The sequence below is a fragment of the Enterobacter cloacae complex sp. P29RS genome (assembly GCF_014893445.1).
In the GTDB taxonomy this organism is placed as follows: Bacteria; Pseudomonadota; Gammaproteobacteria; order Enterobacterales; family Enterobacteriaceae; genus Enterobacter; species Enterobacter intestinihominis.
Genome location: NZ_JADBPZ010000016.1, coordinates 80,649 through 97,143, shown reverse-complemented (window position 1 = coordinate 97,143; position 16,495 = coordinate 80,649). Strand labels below are relative to the sequence as shown.

The 16,495-nt window shown below is 56.2% G+C and carries 18 protein-coding genes, 1 tRNA gene, 1 pseudogene and 1 riboswitch; of the genes and pseudogenes, 13 read left to right on the top strand and 7 right to left on the bottom strand.

The annotated features are described in order from the left end of the window. Positions 1-13 precede the first annotated feature (13 nt). Positions 14-406 carry a lysozyme inhibitor LprI family protein gene (locus tag IM282_RS13705; protein WP_063853802.1) on the top strand — a complete coding sequence of 131 codons (393 nt, stop codon included), beginning with the start codon at positions 14-16 and terminating at the stop codon, positions 404-406. 435 nt (positions 407-841) lie between these two features. On the opposite strand, the gene rutR is transcribed toward IM282_RS13705, so the two are convergent. Then, entirely contained in the window at positions 842-1,480 is a 639-nt protein-coding gene (gene rutR, locus IM282_RS13700; protein ID WP_022647683.1) for an HTH-type transcriptional regulator RutR, read from the bottom strand. A gap of 245 nt (positions 1,481-1,725) precedes the next feature. Between rutR and rutA the strand changes: the two genes are divergently transcribed. From rutA to rutG, 7 genes are read left to right on the top strand one after another with little or no spacing between them, the layout of a single operon-like run. Then, on the top strand, positions 1,726-2,817 hold the full coding sequence (rutA, locus tag IM282_RS13695; RefSeq protein ID WP_023305836.1) for a pyrimidine utilization protein A: 1,092 nt from the start codon (positions 1,726-1,728) through the stop codon (positions 2,815-2,817). Continuing rightward, a complete protein-coding gene (gene rutB / locus IM282_RS13690; protein ID WP_192970486.1) occupies positions 2,817-3,506 on the top strand; it encodes a pyrimidine utilization protein B in 690 nt (229 codons plus the stop codon). The genes rutA and rutB overlap by 1 nt, the downstream gene beginning before the upstream one ends. 11 nt (positions 3,507-3,517) lie before the next feature. Then, positions 3,518-3,904, top strand: a complete 387-nt coding sequence (gene rutC / locus IM282_RS13685; protein WP_015570870.1) for a pyrimidine utilization protein C — start codon at positions 3,518-3,520, stop codon at positions 3,902-3,904. A 7-nt stretch (positions 3,905-3,911) separates the two neighbouring features. Continuing rightward, complete coding sequence (gene rutD / locus IM282_RS13680) at positions 3,912-4,712, top strand: pyrimidine utilization protein D (protein ID WP_022647680.1); 801 nt, start codon at positions 3,912-3,914, stop codon at positions 4,710-4,712. A gap of 9 nt (positions 4,713-4,721) precedes the next feature. Further along, positions 4,722-5,312 (top strand): malonic semialdehyde reductase, encoded by a 591-nt coding sequence (locus IM282_RS13675; protein WP_022647679.1) that lies wholly within the window; start codon positions 4,722-4,724, stop codon positions 5,310-5,312. Positions 5,313-5,321: 9 nt separating this feature from the next. Continuing rightward, the gene (gene rutF, locus IM282_RS13670; RefSeq protein ID WP_023299762.1) at positions 5,322-5,816 is read left to right on the top strand and encodes an NADH-dependent FMN reductase RutF; all 495 of its coding nucleotides are present in this window, start codon (positions 5,322-5,324) and stop codon (positions 5,814-5,816) included. Between the two features lie 21 nt (positions 5,817-5,837). Further along, on the top strand, positions 5,838-7,154 hold the full coding sequence (rutG, locus tag IM282_RS13665) for a pyrimidine utilization transport protein G (RefSeq protein ID WP_192970485.1): 1,317 nt from the start codon (positions 5,838-5,840) through the stop codon (positions 7,152-7,154). Between the two features lie 102 nt (positions 7,155-7,256). On the opposite strand, the gene IM282_RS13660 is transcribed toward rutG, so the two are convergent. Next, the gene (locus IM282_RS13660; protein ID WP_046618403.1) at positions 7,257-8,177 is read right to left on the bottom strand and encodes a DMT family transporter; all 921 of its coding nucleotides are present in this window, start codon (positions 8,175-8,177) and stop codon (positions 7,257-7,259) included. A gap of 116 nt (positions 8,178-8,293) precedes the next feature. Then, complete coding sequence (locus tag IM282_RS13655; RefSeq protein WP_001273664.1) at positions 8,294-8,464, bottom strand: general stress protein; 171 nt, start codon at positions 8,462-8,464, stop codon at positions 8,294-8,296. A gap of 391 nt (positions 8,465-8,855) precedes the next feature. Between IM282_RS13655 and wrbA the strand changes: the two genes are divergently transcribed. Together wrbA and IM282_RS13645 are read left to right on the top strand one after the other, a co-directional pair. Next, complete coding sequence (gene wrbA / locus IM282_RS13650) at positions 8,856-9,452, top strand: NAD(P)H:quinone oxidoreductase (RefSeq protein WP_022647675.1); 597 nt, start codon at positions 8,856-8,858, stop codon at positions 9,450-9,452. A gap of 18 nt (positions 9,453-9,470) precedes the next feature. Next, on the top strand, positions 9,471-9,698 hold the full coding sequence (locus IM282_RS13645) for a YccJ family protein (RefSeq protein ID WP_022647674.1): 228 nt from the start codon (positions 9,471-9,473) through the stop codon (positions 9,696-9,698). 32 nt (positions 9,699-9,730) lie between these two features. Here IM282_RS13645 and agp read toward each other — a convergent pair whose 3' ends face one another. Both agp and IM282_RS21900 read right to left on the bottom strand, forming a co-directional pair. Then, positions 9,731-10,972: a bifunctional glucose-1-phosphatase/inositol phosphatase gene (gene agp / locus IM282_RS13640; RefSeq protein WP_032624509.1), complete on the bottom strand. Its 1,242-nt coding sequence runs from the start codon at positions 10,970-10,972 to the stop codon at positions 9,731-9,733. A gap of 135 nt (positions 10,973-11,107) precedes the next feature. Further along, a pseudogene (locus IM282_RS21900) lies at positions 11,108-11,449 on the bottom strand (DedA family protein); the annotation flags it as partial. Positions 11,450-11,736: 287 nt separating this feature from the next. Continuing rightward, positions 11,737-11,906, top strand: a riboswitch (M-box (ykoK) riboswitch). A 60-nt stretch (positions 11,907-11,966) separates the two neighbouring features. Here IM282_RS21900 and IM282_RS13635 point away from each other — a divergent pair. Further along, a complete protein-coding gene (locus tag IM282_RS13635) occupies positions 11,967-12,968 on the top strand; it encodes a magnesium transporter (protein ID WP_023299757.1) in 1,002 nt (333 codons plus the stop codon). A gap of 42 nt (positions 12,969-13,010) precedes the next feature. On the opposite strand, the gene IM282_RS13630 is transcribed toward IM282_RS13635, so the two are convergent. Beyond that, positions 13,011-13,098 (bottom strand) — tRNA-Ser (locus IM282_RS13630). Between the two features lie 277 nt (positions 13,099-13,375). On the opposite strand from IM282_RS13630, the gene IM282_RS13625 reads away from it, so the two are divergent. Continuing rightward, positions 13,376-14,227, top strand: coding sequence for a hypothetical protein (locus IM282_RS13625; RefSeq protein ID WP_023299756.1), 852 nt, complete (start codon positions 13,376-13,378; stop codon positions 14,225-14,227). 17 nt (positions 14,228-14,244) lie between these two features. Continuing rightward, positions 14,245-14,772 (top strand): helix-turn-helix transcriptional regulator, encoded by a 528-nt coding sequence (locus IM282_RS13620; RefSeq protein ID WP_045308871.1) that lies wholly within the window; start codon positions 14,245-14,247, stop codon positions 14,770-14,772. 31 nt (positions 14,773-14,803) lie between these two features. On the opposite strand, the gene IM282_RS13615 is transcribed toward IM282_RS13620, so the two are convergent. Then, on the bottom strand, positions 14,804-16,417 hold the full coding sequence (locus tag IM282_RS13615; protein WP_023299754.1) for a mechanosensitive ion channel family protein: 1,614 nt from the start codon (positions 16,415-16,417) through the stop codon (positions 14,804-14,806). Positions 16,418-16,495 lie beyond the last annotated feature (78 nt).

Genomic DNA, 16,495 nt, shown 5'->3' with positions numbered 1-16,495 from the left:
CATGGAGGGGATGATGAAAAGAGTATTTCTCGCAGGTGCAGCCCTGCTCATGAGCGCCAGCGCGCTGGCCGACGAGTGCGATAACGCGACCACCCAGCTTGAACTGAACACCTGTAGCGCGCAGCAGTACCAGGCCGCCGATAAAAAGCTCAACGAGACCTATCAGGCCGCCATCAAACGTGCGGCTGCACCTCAGCGCGATCTGCTGAAAAAGGCGCAGCAGGCGTGGATCAGCCTGCGCGACGCGGACTGTGCGTTTATCGGTTCGGGTACGGAAGGCGGGAGCGTTCAGCCAATGATTGTGAACCAGTGTCTGGCGGAAAAAACCGTGGAGCGCGAAGCGTTTCTGGCCACGCTGATGCAGTGTGAAGAGGGCGACTTAAGCTGTCCCCTCCCGCCGGGCTGACGCGGCACTGAGCAATCCCCTCGCCCCTCCGGGGAGAGGGTTAGGGTGAGGGGAACATACGGCGGTGGCGGTCATTCCGTTCACTTTATGTTCCTTGCTACTCTGTAACGACATGACCGGTGAACGTGCCAGGGTGGCTCAGTCGCCACCACCCTGGCGACCCGGGCTCCCGGCGGTAAATCGCCGCTTCGCGGTGCCCTCGGCTTATTCCTTCCGGCTTATCGGGTACGGGCGGAGGCAACGTCCCTGTAAAGCCGCCCTCTCGGCGCATCCCTGCGCCTCGCCCCGGCCTGCAGGAAACGCCTCAGCGATTTACAGCCGGACCAGGGCATCGCTGACAGCCCTCAGTCATTTAGAAAGCAATTTTATTGCTTCTGCATAAAAAAATTACTGGGGATCCCTCAGCCCCGCGGGAGAGGGTTAGGGTGAGGGAAATTAGCGCACACGGATCCCTTCGATAATCATCCGCTGCACGTTTTCCAGGGTGCTCTGGAAAAACGCCTCGTCCTGGAGCGTTTTACCGGTTACCGCCTCGACCTGGGCCGCGAAGTCAGCGTAGTGCTGGGTTGAGGCCCAAATCATGAAAATCAGATGCTGCGGATCGACGGGCGCCAGTTTTCCGCTGGCGACCCATCCGGCAATAATGGCCGATTTTTCGTCCACCAGCTGCTTTAGATCTCCCGTCAGCTCCGCCTGCAACAGCGGCGCGCCCTGTAACATCTCCAGACAAAACAGCCTCGATGCCTGGGGATAATCACGCGATACCTCCAGCTTCAGGCGTATGTACTCCTCTATCGCCACCAGCGGGGCCAGCTCTTCGCGAAATGCTTTAAGCGGTGCGAGCCAGATATCCAGGATCTGCTGCATCACCGCCACATATAGCGCCTCTTTCGACGGGTAGTAGTAGAGCAGATTGGTCTTGGACACCCCGGCCTGCTCCGCCACCTGCTCAAGGCGCGTACCGTGAATACCAAACTGCGAAAATGTCTCCAGCGCAGCGCTGAGGATCGCCTGTTTCTTGGCGCTCACCGCCTGCGAACGTTTACCGGGTGTTTTCACTGCGCCTTGTGTCATTTTCGCTCTCCATTTTCTTTCCTGCGCTCAGCATAGCAAAACCCCCGTCTCGCCACGACCTTCTGCACCCTCAGCGCGCATGAGTGCCTGTTTTCTGTGCAATGATTTTGACCACTTAGTCCACATTTTCGCTGTTAAATTTAACAACCACCAGTTAACACCCTAATAACAAAGTATTTTTCAAAACTGGCACTCCCTTTGCAAAAACGTCGTGACACCTGCGACGTAATGAAGAGAGGTTCGTGATGAAAATTGGCGTATTTGTACCGATCGGCAACAACGGCTGGCTTATCTCGACCACGGCCCCGCAATACATGCCGACCTTTGAGCTGAATAAAGCCATCGTGCAGAAAGCGGAGCATTACCACTTCGACTTTGCGCTCTCGATGATCAAGCTGCGCGGTTTCGGCGGTAAGACCGAATTCTGGGACCACAACCTGGAGTCCTTTACCCTGATGGCGGGCCTGGCTGCGGTAACCTCGCGCATCCAGATTTACGCCACCGCCGCCACCCTTACCCTTCCCCCGGCAATCGTGGCGCGGATGGCCTCCACCATCGACTCCATCTCCGGCGGGCGCTTTGGCGTTAACCTGGTCACCGGCTGGCAAAAGCCGGAGTACGAGCAGATGGGGATCTGGCCGGGTGACGATTACTTCTCCCGTCGCTACGACTACCTGACTGAATACGTGCAGGTGCTGCGCGATCTGTGGGGCACCGGCAAAAGCGATTTCAAAGGCGACTTCTTCACCATGAACGACTGCCGTGTCAGCCCCCAGCCGTCGGTGCCGATGAAGGTGATTTGCGCCGGGCAGAGCGACGCGGGGATGGAATTCTCCGCCAAATACGCCGACTTCAACTTCTGCTTCGGCAAAGGCGTTAACACCCCTGCCGCCTTCGCGCCCACCGCGGCACGCATGAAAGCGGCCGCCGACAAAATCGGGCGCGACGTGGGCTCCTACGTGCTGTTTATGGTGATTGCCGACGAAACCGACGACGCCGCGCGCGCCAAATGGGAACGATACAAGGACGGCGCCGACGAGGAAGCCCTGAGCTGGCTGACCGAGCAGAGCCAGAAGGATACCCGCTCCGGCGCGGACACCAACGTTCGCCAGATGGCCGACCCGACGTCTGCCGTCAATATCAACATGGGCACCCTGGTTGGCTCGTATGCCAGCGTCGCCAGAATGCTCGACGAAGTGGCTGCCGTGCCCGGCGCCGAAGGCGTGCTGCTGACCTTCGATGATTTTCTCACCGGCGTGGAAACCTTCGGCGAGCGTATTCAGCCGCTGATGCAGTGCCGCGCCCACATCCCTGCCGTGACGAAGGAGGTGGCGTAATGACGACCCTCAACGCTCGCCCGGAGGCCATCACCTTTGACGCGCAGCAGAGCGCGCTGATCGTGGTGGATATGCAAAACGCCTATGCCAGTAAAGGCGGGTATCTGGATCTGGCCGGGTTCGACGTCACGGCCACGCAGCCGGTGATTGAGAATATCAAAACCGCCGTGAGCGCCGCGCGTGCTGCGGGCATGCTGATCGTCTGGTTCCAGAACGGCTGGGACGACCAGTACGTCGAAGCTGGCGGTCCCGGCTCACCCAACTTTCACAAATCCAACGCCCTGAAAACCATGCGCCAACGGCCTGAACTCCAGGGTACGCTGCTGGCGAAAGGCGGCTGGGATTATCAGCTGGTGGATGAGCTGGTACCGGAAGCTGGCGATATCGTACTGCCGAAACCGCGCTACAGCGGCTTTTTCAATACCCCGCTCGACAGCCTGCTGCGCAGCCGGGGCATTCGTCATCTGGTCTTTACGGGCATTGCCACCAACGTCTGCGTGGAGTCCACCCTGCGCGACGGCTTCTTCCTCGAGTATTTTGGCGTGGTGCTGGAAGACGCTACCCATCAGGCCGGGCCGGATTTTGCCCAGAAAGCCGCCCTGTTCAATATCGAAACCTTTTTTGGCTGGGTCAGTAACGTCAATGATTTCTGCGACGCGCTGGATCCCCCGCTCGCCCGCATCGCCTGAGGAGAACCGCTATGCCGAAATCCGTGATTATTCCGCCGGGCACCAGCACCCCGATAGCCCCGTTTGTCCCCGGTACCCTCGCCGACGGCGTGGTGTATGTCTCAGGCACGCTGCCGTTTGATAAAGACAACAACGTGGTGTTTATCGATGACCCAAAGGCGCAAACCCGCCACGTGCTGGAGACGATCAAAACCGTGATCGAAACGGCGGGTGGCACGATGGAGGACGTGACCTTCAACAGCATCTTTATCACCGACTGGAAAAACTACGCCGCGATTAACGAGATCTACGCGGAGTTTTTCCCCGGCGATAAACCGGCGCGATTTTGCATCCAGTGCGGGCTGGTAAAGCCTGAAGCGCTGGTTGAAATTGCCACCGTTGCGCACATCGCGAAGTGAGGCCGCCATGAAACTGTCCATTTCCCCGCCCCCCTTTGCGGGCGCGCCCGTGGTGGTGCTGATTGCCGGGCTCGGCGGCAGCGGGAGCTACTGGCTGCCTCAGCTCGCCGTGCTGGGGCAGGAGTATCAGGTGGTGTGCTACGACCAGCGGGGCACGGGGAATAACCCGGATACCCTGCCGGAAGACTACACCCTCGCACACATGGCTGACGAGCTCGCACTGGCGTTAGCCGGGGCCGGGATCGCCCGTTACTGCGTGGTCGGCCACGCGCTGGGGGCGCTGGTCGGCCTGCGGCTGGCTATCGATAAGCCTGACGCCCTCACCGCGCTGGTTTGTGTCAACGGCTGGCTGACCCTCAATGCCCATACCCGACGCTGTTTTGACGTTCGCGAACGTCTGCTGCATGCGGGCGGGGCTCAGGCGTGGGTAGAGGCACAGCCGCTGTTTCTTTACCCGGCAGACTGGATGGCTGCCCGCGCTCCGCGGCTGGAGGCCGAGGAAGCGCTGGCGCTGGCCCATTTCCAGGGCAAAGCCAATCTGCTGCGCAGGCTGCATGCGCTGAAACAGGCCGATTTCAGCCGCCACGCTGCACGCGTTCGCTGCCCCGTGCAGATTATCTGTTCCACCGACGATCTGCTGGTGCCGTCCGTCTGCTCCGCGGAACTGCACGCCGCCCTCCCGCACGCCCGCAAAACGGTCATGCGCCAGGGCGGGCATGCCTGCAACGTGACCGCGCCGGACATCTTTAACACGCTGCTGCTGAACGGGCTTGCCAGCCTGCTGCACAGCCCTGAACCCGCTTTGTAAGGAGCCTGAATGAGCGAAGCCATCACGCCCGCCGCGCTGGAAACGCTGTTTACCGGCGCACGTACCCATAACGGCTGGCTGGATATACCGGTCAGTGACGAGACGCTGCGCGAGATTTATGACCTGATGAAATGGGGGCCGACGTCCGCCAACTGCTCCCCGGCGCGCATTGTCTTTGTGCGAAGCCCGGAAGGAAAAGAGAAGCTGCGCCCGGCGCTCTCCAGCGGCAACCTTGAGAAAACGCTCACCGCCCCGGTCACGGCAATTGTCGCCTGGGACAGCGAGTTTTATGAGCGCCTGCCTGTACTGTTCCCGCACGGCGATGCCAGAAGCTGGTTTACCTCCAGCCCCGCACTGGCGGAAGAGACCGCCTTTCGCAACAGCTCGATGCAGGCCGCGTACCTGATCTTCGCCTGCCGCGCGCTCGGGCTCGACACCGGGCCGATGTCCGGCTTTGACCGGGAAAAAGTGGACGCGGCCTTTTTCACGGGCACGCTGCTTAAAAGCAATCTGCTGATTAACATCGGTTATGGCGATATGAGCAAAGTCTATGGGCGCTTACCGCGTCTGACCTTCGAAGACGCCTGCGGGCTGGCGTAAGGAGCCATCATGACGACACCCGATCAACAAACCTTCCGTGATGCCATGGCCTGCGTCGGTGCGGCGGTCAATATCATCACCACCGACGGCCCTGCGGGAATGGCGGGCTTTACCGCCAGCGCGGTATGCAGCGTGACCGATTCCCCGCCCACTCTGCTGGTTTGCCTCAACCGTGGCGCGTCCGTCTGGCCGATTTTCAGCGAGAACCGCACCCTGTGCGTTAACACGCTGAGTGCCGGACAGGAGCCATTATCCAACCTGTTTGGCGGTAAAACGCCGATGGCGGAACGCTTTGCCGCTGCCCGCTGGCAGACAGGCGACACGGGCTGTCCACGTCTGGAAAATGCCCTGGCCTCGTTCGACTGCCGCATCAGCCAGGTGGTTAGCGTCGGCACCCACGACATTCTGTTTTGCGACATCGTATCCATCGTTCGCCACCCGGCACCGCAAGGGCTGGTGTGGTTCGACCGCGGCTATCACGCACTTATGCGACCCGCCTGTTAATCCGCATTCAGGAGACAGAACATGTTCGGACTTCCCCACTGGCAGTTGAAATCGACCTCCACAGAAGCAGGCGTGGTCGCGCCGGATGAAAGGCTCCCGCTCGGGCAGACAATGGTGATGGGCGTGCAGCATGCGGTCGCGATGTTTGGTGCGACGGTGCTAATGCCCATGCTGATGGGGCTGGATCCTAACCTCGCCATTTTGATGTCGGGTATGGGTACCCTGCTGTTCTTTTTTGTCACCGGCGGGCGCGTGCCCAGCTATCTGGGCTCCAGCGCCGCCTTTGTGGGAGTCGTTATTGCAGCGACCGGGTTTAACGGTCAGGGCATTAACCCCAACCTGAGCGTGGCCCTCGGCGGCATTATCGCCTGTGGGCTGGTCTACACCGTGACCGGTCTGGTGGTGATGAAAGTCGGCACGCGCTGGATCGAGCGGATGATGCCCCCCGTCGTCACCGGGGCGGTGGTGATGGCGATAGGCCTGAACCTCGCGCCGATTGCGGTGAAGAGCGTATCCGGCTCGCCGTTTGAAAGCTGGATGGCGGTGATTACGGTGCTGTGCATCGGCGTGGTGGCGGTCTTTACGCGCGGGATGATCCAGCGGCTGCTGATTCTGGTCGGGCTGATTGCGGCCTGTCTGATCTACGCGCTGCTGGCGAACGTGTTTGGTCTCGGCAAGCCAGTTGATTTCACACTGATTCACCAGGCCGCCTGGTTCGGCATGCCCCAGGTGACCTCACCCACCTTTAACGCTCAGGCGATGATGCTCATCGCGCCTGTCGCGGTGATTCTGGTGGCTGAAAACCTGGGCCACCTGAAAGCCGTAGCGGGAATGACCGGGCGCAATATGGACCCGTATATGGGGCGGGCGTTTGTGGGAGACGGTCTGGCGACCATGCTCTCCGGCTCGGTCGGCGGCAGCGGCGTGACGACCTACGCGGAAAACATCGGCGTGATGGCAGTGACCAAAGTCTACTCGACGCTGGTCTTCGTGGCGGCGGCGGTGATGGCGATACTGCTCGGCTTTTCCCCAAAATTCGGCGCATTGATCCACACCATCCCGGCACCCGTGATTGGCGGCGCCTCGATTGTTGTATTTGGTCTGATTGCCGTCGCCGGGGCACGCATCTGGGTGCAGAATCATGTTGATCTGAGCCAGAACGGTAACCTGATCATGGTGGCGGTCACGCTGGTGCTGGGCGCAGGCGACTTCGCCCTGACGCTGGGCGGGTTTACGGTGGGCGGGATTGGCACGGCGACCTTCGGCGCGATCCTGCTCAACGCCCTGCTTAGCCGCCGCAAAGGGGATGAAGCGCAAGCGGAACCCATCACCCCCTGAACCTGAAATAGCCGGGTGACGCTACGCTTACCCGGCCTACATGCCAATTGTAGGCCCGTGCAAGCGAAGCGCCGCCGGGCAAAACGGGCAGCGTGCGCGTTGTTAGCTATCTGCCCCTTGTTCAGAGCCCAACCCGGCAATCGACTTACGTCGTTTTTTTAACTTTAACTCGCTCACCAGCACCCCGGCGACAATAAATGCCGCGCCCACCAGCGCCAGCAACGGCAGACGCTCCCCGGCGAGTCGCCCGAAAATACCCGCCCACACCGGTTCACCGGTATAGATGACCGTCGCCCGTGTCGGAGATACGCTGCGCTGCGCCCAGTTCATGGTGACCTGAATAATGGCGCTAAAAACGCCCAGCCCCAGCGCCACGACGATAAGCCCGGTAGACATCGGCGGGACGGACTCCCCTGCCGGCACCATCGTCGCGAACGCCACCAGCGACGCGGTGGCAAGCTGCACGACCGTCACCCGCTTGACGTCCACTTTTCCTGCCCAGGCGCTAATCAAAATAATTTCTGCCGCAATGGCAACGGCCCCCACCAGCGTGATGATCTCTCCCGGCCCCAGCGCCAGCAGATTATTTTCCGGCCCAGCTAATAAAATGAGGCCGATGAACGCCAGCATGATACCAATGCACGACATCAGGCCCGGTATTCTGCCCAGGCACAGCCACTGCAACAGCGGCACCAGCGGTACGTACATGGCGGTGATGAAAGCGGATTTACTGCTGGAGATAGACTGAAGCCCCCACGTTTGCAGGCTATAGCCCATGGCAATCGCCACGCCAATAGCGACACCCGCTTTAAGCTCTGTCAGGGTCAACCCGCGCAGGGTTTTCAGCGAAATAAGCGCCACGGCAACCGCCGCGGTTGCAAAACGCAGCCCTACAAAGAAAAACGGATCGCTCATCGTGACCGCGTACTGAACGGCAAGAAAGGTTCCGCCCCAGAACATGGTGATCAAAATCAGGATGGCTTCCTGAGGCTTAATGGAGAAAGTAAAACGGGAAACGGACATGGGACACCAGCACGAAGAATCAATCCTGTAGTGTGCGATGCCTTAGATTACAGTTCAATGTAGCAGACATAAAAAAACCGCCGGGAAACCCGGCGGCAGAGAGTTAACCCGGCGTACTACTTGTTGCTGCCGTGGCTATTTTTACCCCCTTTTTTGCCAGCCTCTGATGCGCGCTGAGGGTCGTTTTTAAAATTGCCCCCGCTAGACTGGCCACCTTTACGACCTGCTTCTGATGCTCTTTCACGGTCTTCAGCGAAATTACCTGAACCACCACGATGGTTTGCCATCTCTAACCTCCAGAGTGTGAAACATTAGACATCATATTGCATTCAGTAAAAGAGGATTCTTTCACCTCGCGGCTCAAGGACAGTGCCTTTATCTGTGCCGCGTGAAACTAAGCTTAGTGTAATGCGGCTATCCGGCAAGCGAGAGGTAATATTCTGCAACATGATCTCAGCCTTTCGTATGAAATATTGAGGAGGTCATCCATAAGCCATTCTTATATTTTGAAAAATCAGCGCCGCTAAAGTTGTTTCATTTTGCTACAAAGCACATAACGAAAAGATATTGTTATATATCAAATAAATGCCGTTCATTTTTGCAGTCTGGCCGTGATGTCATATCTTTAAAGTAACGCAGCGATCCGCTGTAAGAAAAACCAACGAGGAGTGATGCAAAATGGCAAAAGTTCTGGTGCTCTATTATTCCATGTATGGACACATTGAAACCATGGCTCACGCAGTTGCAGAAGGCGCAAACAGAGTAGACGGCGTTGAGGTTGTGGTTAAACGCGTACCGGAAACCATGCAGGCGGAAGCCTTCGCCAAAGCCGGGGGAAAAACACAAAACGCCCAGGTCGCCACCCCGCAGGAGCTCGCAGACTATGATGCCATTATCTTCGGCACCCCGACCCGCTTCGGCAATATGTCCGGCCAGATGCGCACCTTCCTCGACCAGACGGGCGGGCTCTGGGCCTCCGGCGCGTTATACGGCAAGCTGGCCAGCGTGTTCAGCTCTACCGGCACAGGCGGCGGCCAGGAGCAGACGATCACCTCAACCTGGACTACCCTTGCACATCATGGGATGGTGATTGTGCCGATTGGCTACGGCGCGCAGGAACTGTTCGATGTTTCCCAGGTTCGTGGCGGGACACCGTATGGCGCGACAACCATTGCCGGTGGGGATGGTTCACGTCAGCCAAGCAATGAAGAACTTTCGATCGCCCGCTATCAGGGTGAATACGTCGCGGGTCTTGCCAAAAAACTGAACGGCTAACCCAACAGGAGGACAAGTATGCCAACTCAAGAATCCAAAGCTCACCACGTGGGCGAATGGGCAAGTTTACGCAATACCTCTCCGGAGATTGCAGAAGCCATCTTTGAAGTCGCCAGGTATGACGAAAAGCTGGCTGAGCAGATTTGGGAAGAAGGCAACGATGAAGTGCTGGTTCGCGCTTTCGAAAAAACCGACAAAGACTCGCTGTTCTGGGGCGAGCAAACCATCGAACGTAAAAACGTCTGAATGTTCCCCCCGCCCGCGCGGGGGGTTTTCTTCTATTTCGCCGCGTTGTTCATCACCGCATTGAATTTATCGATCGGACAGAAGCCGTTGCCATCTACCGGACAGCCCTTCAGCTCCAGCGTCACGCGCTGCGCAGGAGATTGCAGCGACAGCACGCTGGCATTACGCAACTGCTCTGAACTCTGGTAGACATACTCAATTTTCATCAGCTCCTGGTTAGTGTTTTTGTCATGCCAGCGCTGGAAGACAATTTTACCGCCAATCGGGGTTCGTTCCTGCTGGTCGTGCAGCTGATACGGCCTGAAATCCAGCGCGGTCAGCAGCGAGGCAATGTTGGAGTCGTGCCCCACCAGCAGGGTAATTTTTGGCGCTTTGGCCTGTTCGGTCACCAGCGCTTTATCAATGTACTTCACCAACGGTTTAGCCACGTTCTGCGCCACGTCCGTCGAGGTAAACAGCGAGTCCTGGTAGCCGTTTTTCAGCTTCGACAGCACGCGCCACTGCTGATCGGTTTTGATTTCCCCCCATGCCACCTGGTCTGCCGGGAATCCTTCGTAATACTGTAGGGTGAACGCATCCACCAGCGAGTTACCCACTTTCAGCGGCCCGGAGACACCCGGCTCTTTTTCATAATCGGCGCTGAACGTATCTTTCGCCTCCGTCAGGGAACAGACTTTTTTCTCCTTGCAGGACGGCGAGTCGCTATAGTTTGTCAGCTGCTCCAGCAGTTTGTAGCTTTCATCCAGCTGCATTTTCTGCCGTTCTGTCTCCATCGCTTTCAGCGCTTTCTCACGAAACTCAGGGGAATTATCGGTAATGACCGGATTGAAGGTGGGGTCCATGGTGCCCATTTTTTCCTGATGATGCACAGGCACATCGCACCCCGGGAACGCGCCGGTGATAAAGAACTGCGCGGTCGCCACGGTGCGCTGGAGGCTGTTGGCGTAGGCATAGACGGTACCCGCTGGCGGGCATTCACCCGTCTTCACCATCCCCTGCTCTGCCAGCCACTCGCGTATATAGTGACCCATATACACTTCCAGTACGCCCCCTTTGGTGGTGAGCTGTCCACCCGGGACGTCCCACTCCGGCCACTGCTTCGGCGTGGACTGCTCCAGCACGCTGCCGTTATTGGCGAGCGGCGCACGCAGGTTGTGGCGGCTCATGATGAGTACCTGTTCCAGCTGATAGCCGTCCGGTGTGTCCTGCGCCTGTGCGCCAAAGGTCACGGCAAGGGTACCTGCCACGGCAACTGCAAGTAGTGCTTTTCTCATCCCTAATTCCTCACACGTTTTTTTAATGTCGCATTGAGTGTGACAGATTCGTGACAGGTTTTTCGGGAAGCATTTCTCAAACTGATGAATACGTGACTCGCTGATTCGAAGGCTGATGCTGGTGACGATACCGACATACAGCGCCGCCCATGCGCAGGCTGAAAGCAGGCTGATGGCGTAAACCTTTATCGCGCTCAGCCTGAGCATGCCCGCCGCCAGCGGCACGATATAGCGCAGTACCGCCAGGAAACGCGAGGTGAACAACACCAGCAGGCCATTTTTATGCAGCTGGTGCTGTACCCGCAAAAACTTCCCGGCATGTTTTGCCGTGAAGCGTGACACTCGCCGGGTATGCCCCATCAGCTGGCCGATATGGTAATTCAGCACCGATCCTGCCGTAGCGCCCATCACCACCGCCAGCCACGTCAGCGCCGGATGCATACTCGACTGGCTGACGGCAATCCCCGCCAGCAGCATGACCGATGCGGGCGGGAGCACGGAAGAGATCAGTACCGTTGATTTACTCAGTGCCATAACAACGAGCAACGCGAAGAGATGCGTTGGATAATGCGCAAAATGATCCAGCAGCGTGTCCAGCCATGCCATTTTACTCTCCCCGGTAACATCAGAATTCCCCATTAGAAGTGAAAATAGTTAAATAAAACGTCAACATTCATTCAATAATATTCATTTAAACCATACTTAAACATTATTTAAATTCCTCAGCAGCCATTTTAAATAAGCGTATTATCCCTCACGTTTTACAACGATCTCGTTATGGCGAGGCTCCTGTACAAATACACGTTATCGCTCTGGTGGGTTCGAGAGAACCGGCACAGGGTAAAACAGGCACTGTCGAATCAAGGCTTTGCCAGTATAACTTCCCTTACGGGATACGGTGTACAGTGCTGAACCCAGGACGTGGGGATCTCCTTTCCGACATGCCCTGTCTTGCTCGCCCCTGAGAGATTTTATTATTCAAAGGGAAGTTACAATGTCTTACGCTATTCACAACCATAATCTGGCTTTTAACGACAGCGCCATCGCGCAATATATGAATACCGATTTTATCGTTATTGATATTTCATTATGCGTAGCTCTGGCACGCGAGCAGTTCTTTGAAAAATTAAAAGATGATGATATTCCGTCACATATTTTTATCGAAGACAACGGTCGCCTCGCGGGTTTGATTGCCGTACGTAAATTATTGCAGGCCACGGATACCGTACAGCCCGTTAAGGGGCTGATGATATCGGATTTTATCCAGCTTAAACCGGAAGATGAGCGGGCGGATGTCGCCGGGTTGCTGGCGCACGCAGGTGCGGATGTCGTACCGGTGGTGACCCACGGCAAGCTGGTGGGCTGCCTTACCGAGCGTGAAATCGCCCATCTGCTGGAAGATGACGTTACTGAAGATGCCCAGCTTCAGGGGGCAACGCTGCCGCTGGAGAAGCCCTATCTGGAAACCAGCGCCTTTAGCCTGTGGAAGAAACGCTCCGTCTGGCTGCTGCTGCTGTTTGTCGCGGAAGCGTATACCAGCTCGGTGATCCAGCATTTTGAAGAGGCGCTGGAATCCGCCATTGCGCTGGCGTTCTTTATTCCGCTGCTGATTGGCACCGGCGGAAACAGCGGGACGCAGATCACCTCGACGCTGGTGCGCGCCATGGCGCTGGGTGAAGTCCACCTTCGCGACGTGGGTCGCGTGCTGCGCAAAGAGATGAGCACCTCGTTAATGATTGCCGCCACGCTGGGCCTGGCGGGCTGCGTTCGTGCCTGGATGATGGGCATTGGGATGGAAATCACGCTTATCGTCAGCCTGACGCTGGTCTGCATTACGCTGTGGAGCGCCATTGTCTCATCGGTGATCCCGATGGTATTGAAACGTTGCAAAATCGACCCGGCGGTCGTTTCCGCGCCGTTTATCGCCACGCTGATCGACGGTACCGGGCTCATTATCTACTTCAAAATCGCACAGTATACGCTGGGGCTGGAATAACGAAAAAACCCTGCGATATTGCTATCGCAGGGTTTTCGAATTTGGCGGAAGCGTAGAGATTCGAACTCTAGAACCCTTTCGGGTCGCCGGTTTTCAAGACCGGTGCCTTCAACCGCTCGGCCACGCTTCCAAAGTGAGGCGCACTATAAACATCTCTGAGCATGATGTAAAGCAGGAAATTGCATTACGTTGAGCTTCTTGCGTCATTCCCTTCCGCTCCGATCACTTCTTCGTCATCGGCTGGCTAAAATGTAAACATTTATTTTTACATCACATAAACTTATTAGAATGAAAGTTTGTGATCTAGACTCTTTTTCATACACCGCAGCTTATCCGTGCAACATTACCACCTCAATATGCCCTTGTAAGACCCTATTCACGCAGGTCACTGCGATAAGAGATTTTCCATGAAATTATTCGATACCGATAACTACAGACTTATTCTCTGGCGTAAATTTCTGCCGTGGCTGATCCAGAACGGTGCGCAAAAAAACAACCCGCATGACTATTTTCTGGTGTACTTAAAAGATGCCGACAATACGCGTTATATTCTGAAGAAGCACGAAAGCAGCAACGTTGTGCTCTGCCCGATGCATAAAAGCGAAGATGTCAGTATGAGCGTGGAAGATATCAGCGAAATGCAGGCTGAAATCATTCACTATAAGCGCAATGGGTTTCAGGCTTACAAAGGCATTATCCCGTTTGCCTTTGACCATTATACGAAAATCATCACCTTAAAAACGGCCCTGGCTCGTCTGAAAGGGCGCTGTATTTCTGGCCTGAAATCTGATTCAGAAACCATCAGCCGGGACCGTTACAACTTGCTCAGGCTGCTGGTGACCGACTACGTCAACCAGCGCCCTTCGCGCGTTTCGTCTGGTTTCACCCAGCGGGAAGTGATCGCCATGCTTTACGGCACACTTTGGTATAAACATATCAAAAATGAGTCGTTTAGCAGAAAAATCGCGCTCTTACTTGAGTCGCTCGTGATCACGGGCGATCTCAGCGAAGAGGGTAAGGTGTACTACGTGCAGGGCCAGGCTATTACCACCATGGTCGAGTATGAAAAAGAGGACCAGCGGGTAACGCATCAGCAAAAAATGCAGAAAAAAATTACGCGTTTTATGTTTGCGATAACGCTATCTACGCTGCTGATTATTCTGGTTCTGCTGTCGATGGCCGGGGTCGTCGACCTCGCCGCTGTCTGGCAGAAAATACTACAGATTAAGCCTCTTAGATTTTTAATGAATTTTATCTAAAACCCTGCCCATTAATTATGAATTTTATTTTTATCAGCGATAACTATTACCTTTGCCACGGTGTCTCAAGCTCACTGACATCTACCCATTTGATTCGCGATGAGGAGGATATTCACCATCTTTATGAGGTCGATCCCGAGCTGGATTTTATCATTGCGGTTGAACAGGATAAGTTACGCAATAAAACCATTCAGCAGGTCAAAAAAGTCAAGCGTGATTACATTGTCCTGATGCATGAGATAGAAGCCAACAGCGCGGTGAGAATTGATAATATTATCTATTCGTCGATGCATTTTACTGCTCACCCTTTTCAGCAGCTGATGCGTTTTTATCGGGCGCTCAGGACACACTCCTTTACCCGACGCGAATATGACGTGCTAAAGCTTTTCCATATGGAAAATCATGAAATCGCGAAAAAGCTGCAACTGTCACAAAAAACGACCAGCACCTACCGCGTGAGGATCCTCGAGAAATTGAATATGCGTTCAAAAAACATTCTGGCGATGACCCGTATAAAATCGGCGATTGTCGATCAGAAACTGTGATCTTTTGGCTTACCTTGGGAAAACCGGGGCCTCAGGTTTCGCCCTGAGGGGGTTTGGCGGGCGCGGTATACCAGTTCTCTTTGGCAACCATTACGCTGCCCTCTGGCTGCATAACAAAATTCGGAGACATGATCTGCACGTTAAATTCGTTAAACACATCCTGTATCTGGCTATGCAGTTCATTGCGGGCAACCGCGAGGGACTGGTCGGGCAGCAGACGAACCTGCAACTCGTAGGCGATATACCAGTCCATTAACCCTAACTGGCGCACCAGCGGCGGCTCAGAAAGATCAATCCCTTTTGCCCGTTTCGCGGCCAGCTCCAGCATGGCATGCACCTGACGCCATGGGGTGTCATAACCAATAGTGACGCTGACCGTCAGATTGAGGCTGCCATCGGGCTGTAGCGCGCTAAGGTTGGTGATCTTACCGCTCACCACCACCGCATTGGGCACGGTAACGACATAATTTTCCCGGGTAATAATTTTGGTCGCCAGCATGCCTATTTCACTGACCTTACCTTCGTTATCCGCCACCCGAATGACATCGCCTTTACGCAGTGCGCGGGAGTAAATCAGGACCAGACCGCTCATGGCATGGTTCATCACCCCTGCCGAACCCAGCGTTAACATCAGGCCGAAGAAGACGCTAATACCTTTAAACGCCAGTGAGTTTGCGCCGGGGAGAAACGGCCAGGCAGCGGAGAGAGCAAATAGCCAGACGGCGACGGAAATGAGCTTACGGGTTGCCCCCACGGTTTCCGGATGTACGCCGGGAAGTTGCAGACGACCAGCCTCCACCTGATTCAGCACCATCCTCAGAAGCTTCAGAATAAAAGCGGTAATGAGGAAAATGATCAGAACAATCGTCAGCCCCGGCAAAGCCGAGACAATCGCCAGGGCAATTTGCTGCACCACGCGAAGCGACCAGTCTCCCAGCGACGTGCCCCACACCCGCGTCCACGGAAACAGACTGAATGCCCAGCTCAGCCAGACGTAAAAGCCGATTAAACCCAACAGGAACATCAGCAAGGCGTAAAGCCGAATCTCAATGGCGCCAATGTACCGCCGCCAGCTTTGCGGCACCCGGCTGCGATTCTCCACAATACGCAGACGGTAGACGCGTCGAAACCAGCGCCAGGATCGCCAGGCGCCATAGCAGAGCAGCAAAAGCGCCAGCAGGCCAGCGGCAGCTTTTACCGTCGACAGCGCCAGCCAACCGGTATCGTATTGATCGCGCAGGGCCATTCTCTGCGCTTCCATGCGCGCCAGCACGCGCTGCGCGGCCTGATCGAGGGTGAGATCGTCCCCTTCGTCCAAATCCCCTTCCGTCAGCAGCATCACGGGCTTACCGTTCATCACGATCAGCCGCCCCTGCTGGTTATAGCGGGTCACGGGGACGATAGTGAGCGGCTCACGCACGTCCGCCTCGGTAAAATTGCGCAGGGTGTTGCGGATGCGTAAAACGCGCTCCTCCGGCGTGGTCAGGCCAAATTTCGCCTGAAGCATGACGATCGGCTGATGAAAGATATAGACCGTCCGGGCGCGCTCCTGCTCAGAAGGCGCCTGGCGGGGCTCAGCGGCATACGATGAGAAGGCGCTCAGGGAGGCAAAACAGAACGCAAACGCGAGCAGGATCTTTTTCATCCTCACTACCCCAAATCAGAAATCTTGTTGTTTTTCAGGCAACCCGCGAATGCCAGGTGGGTATGTTGAGAATAGTCC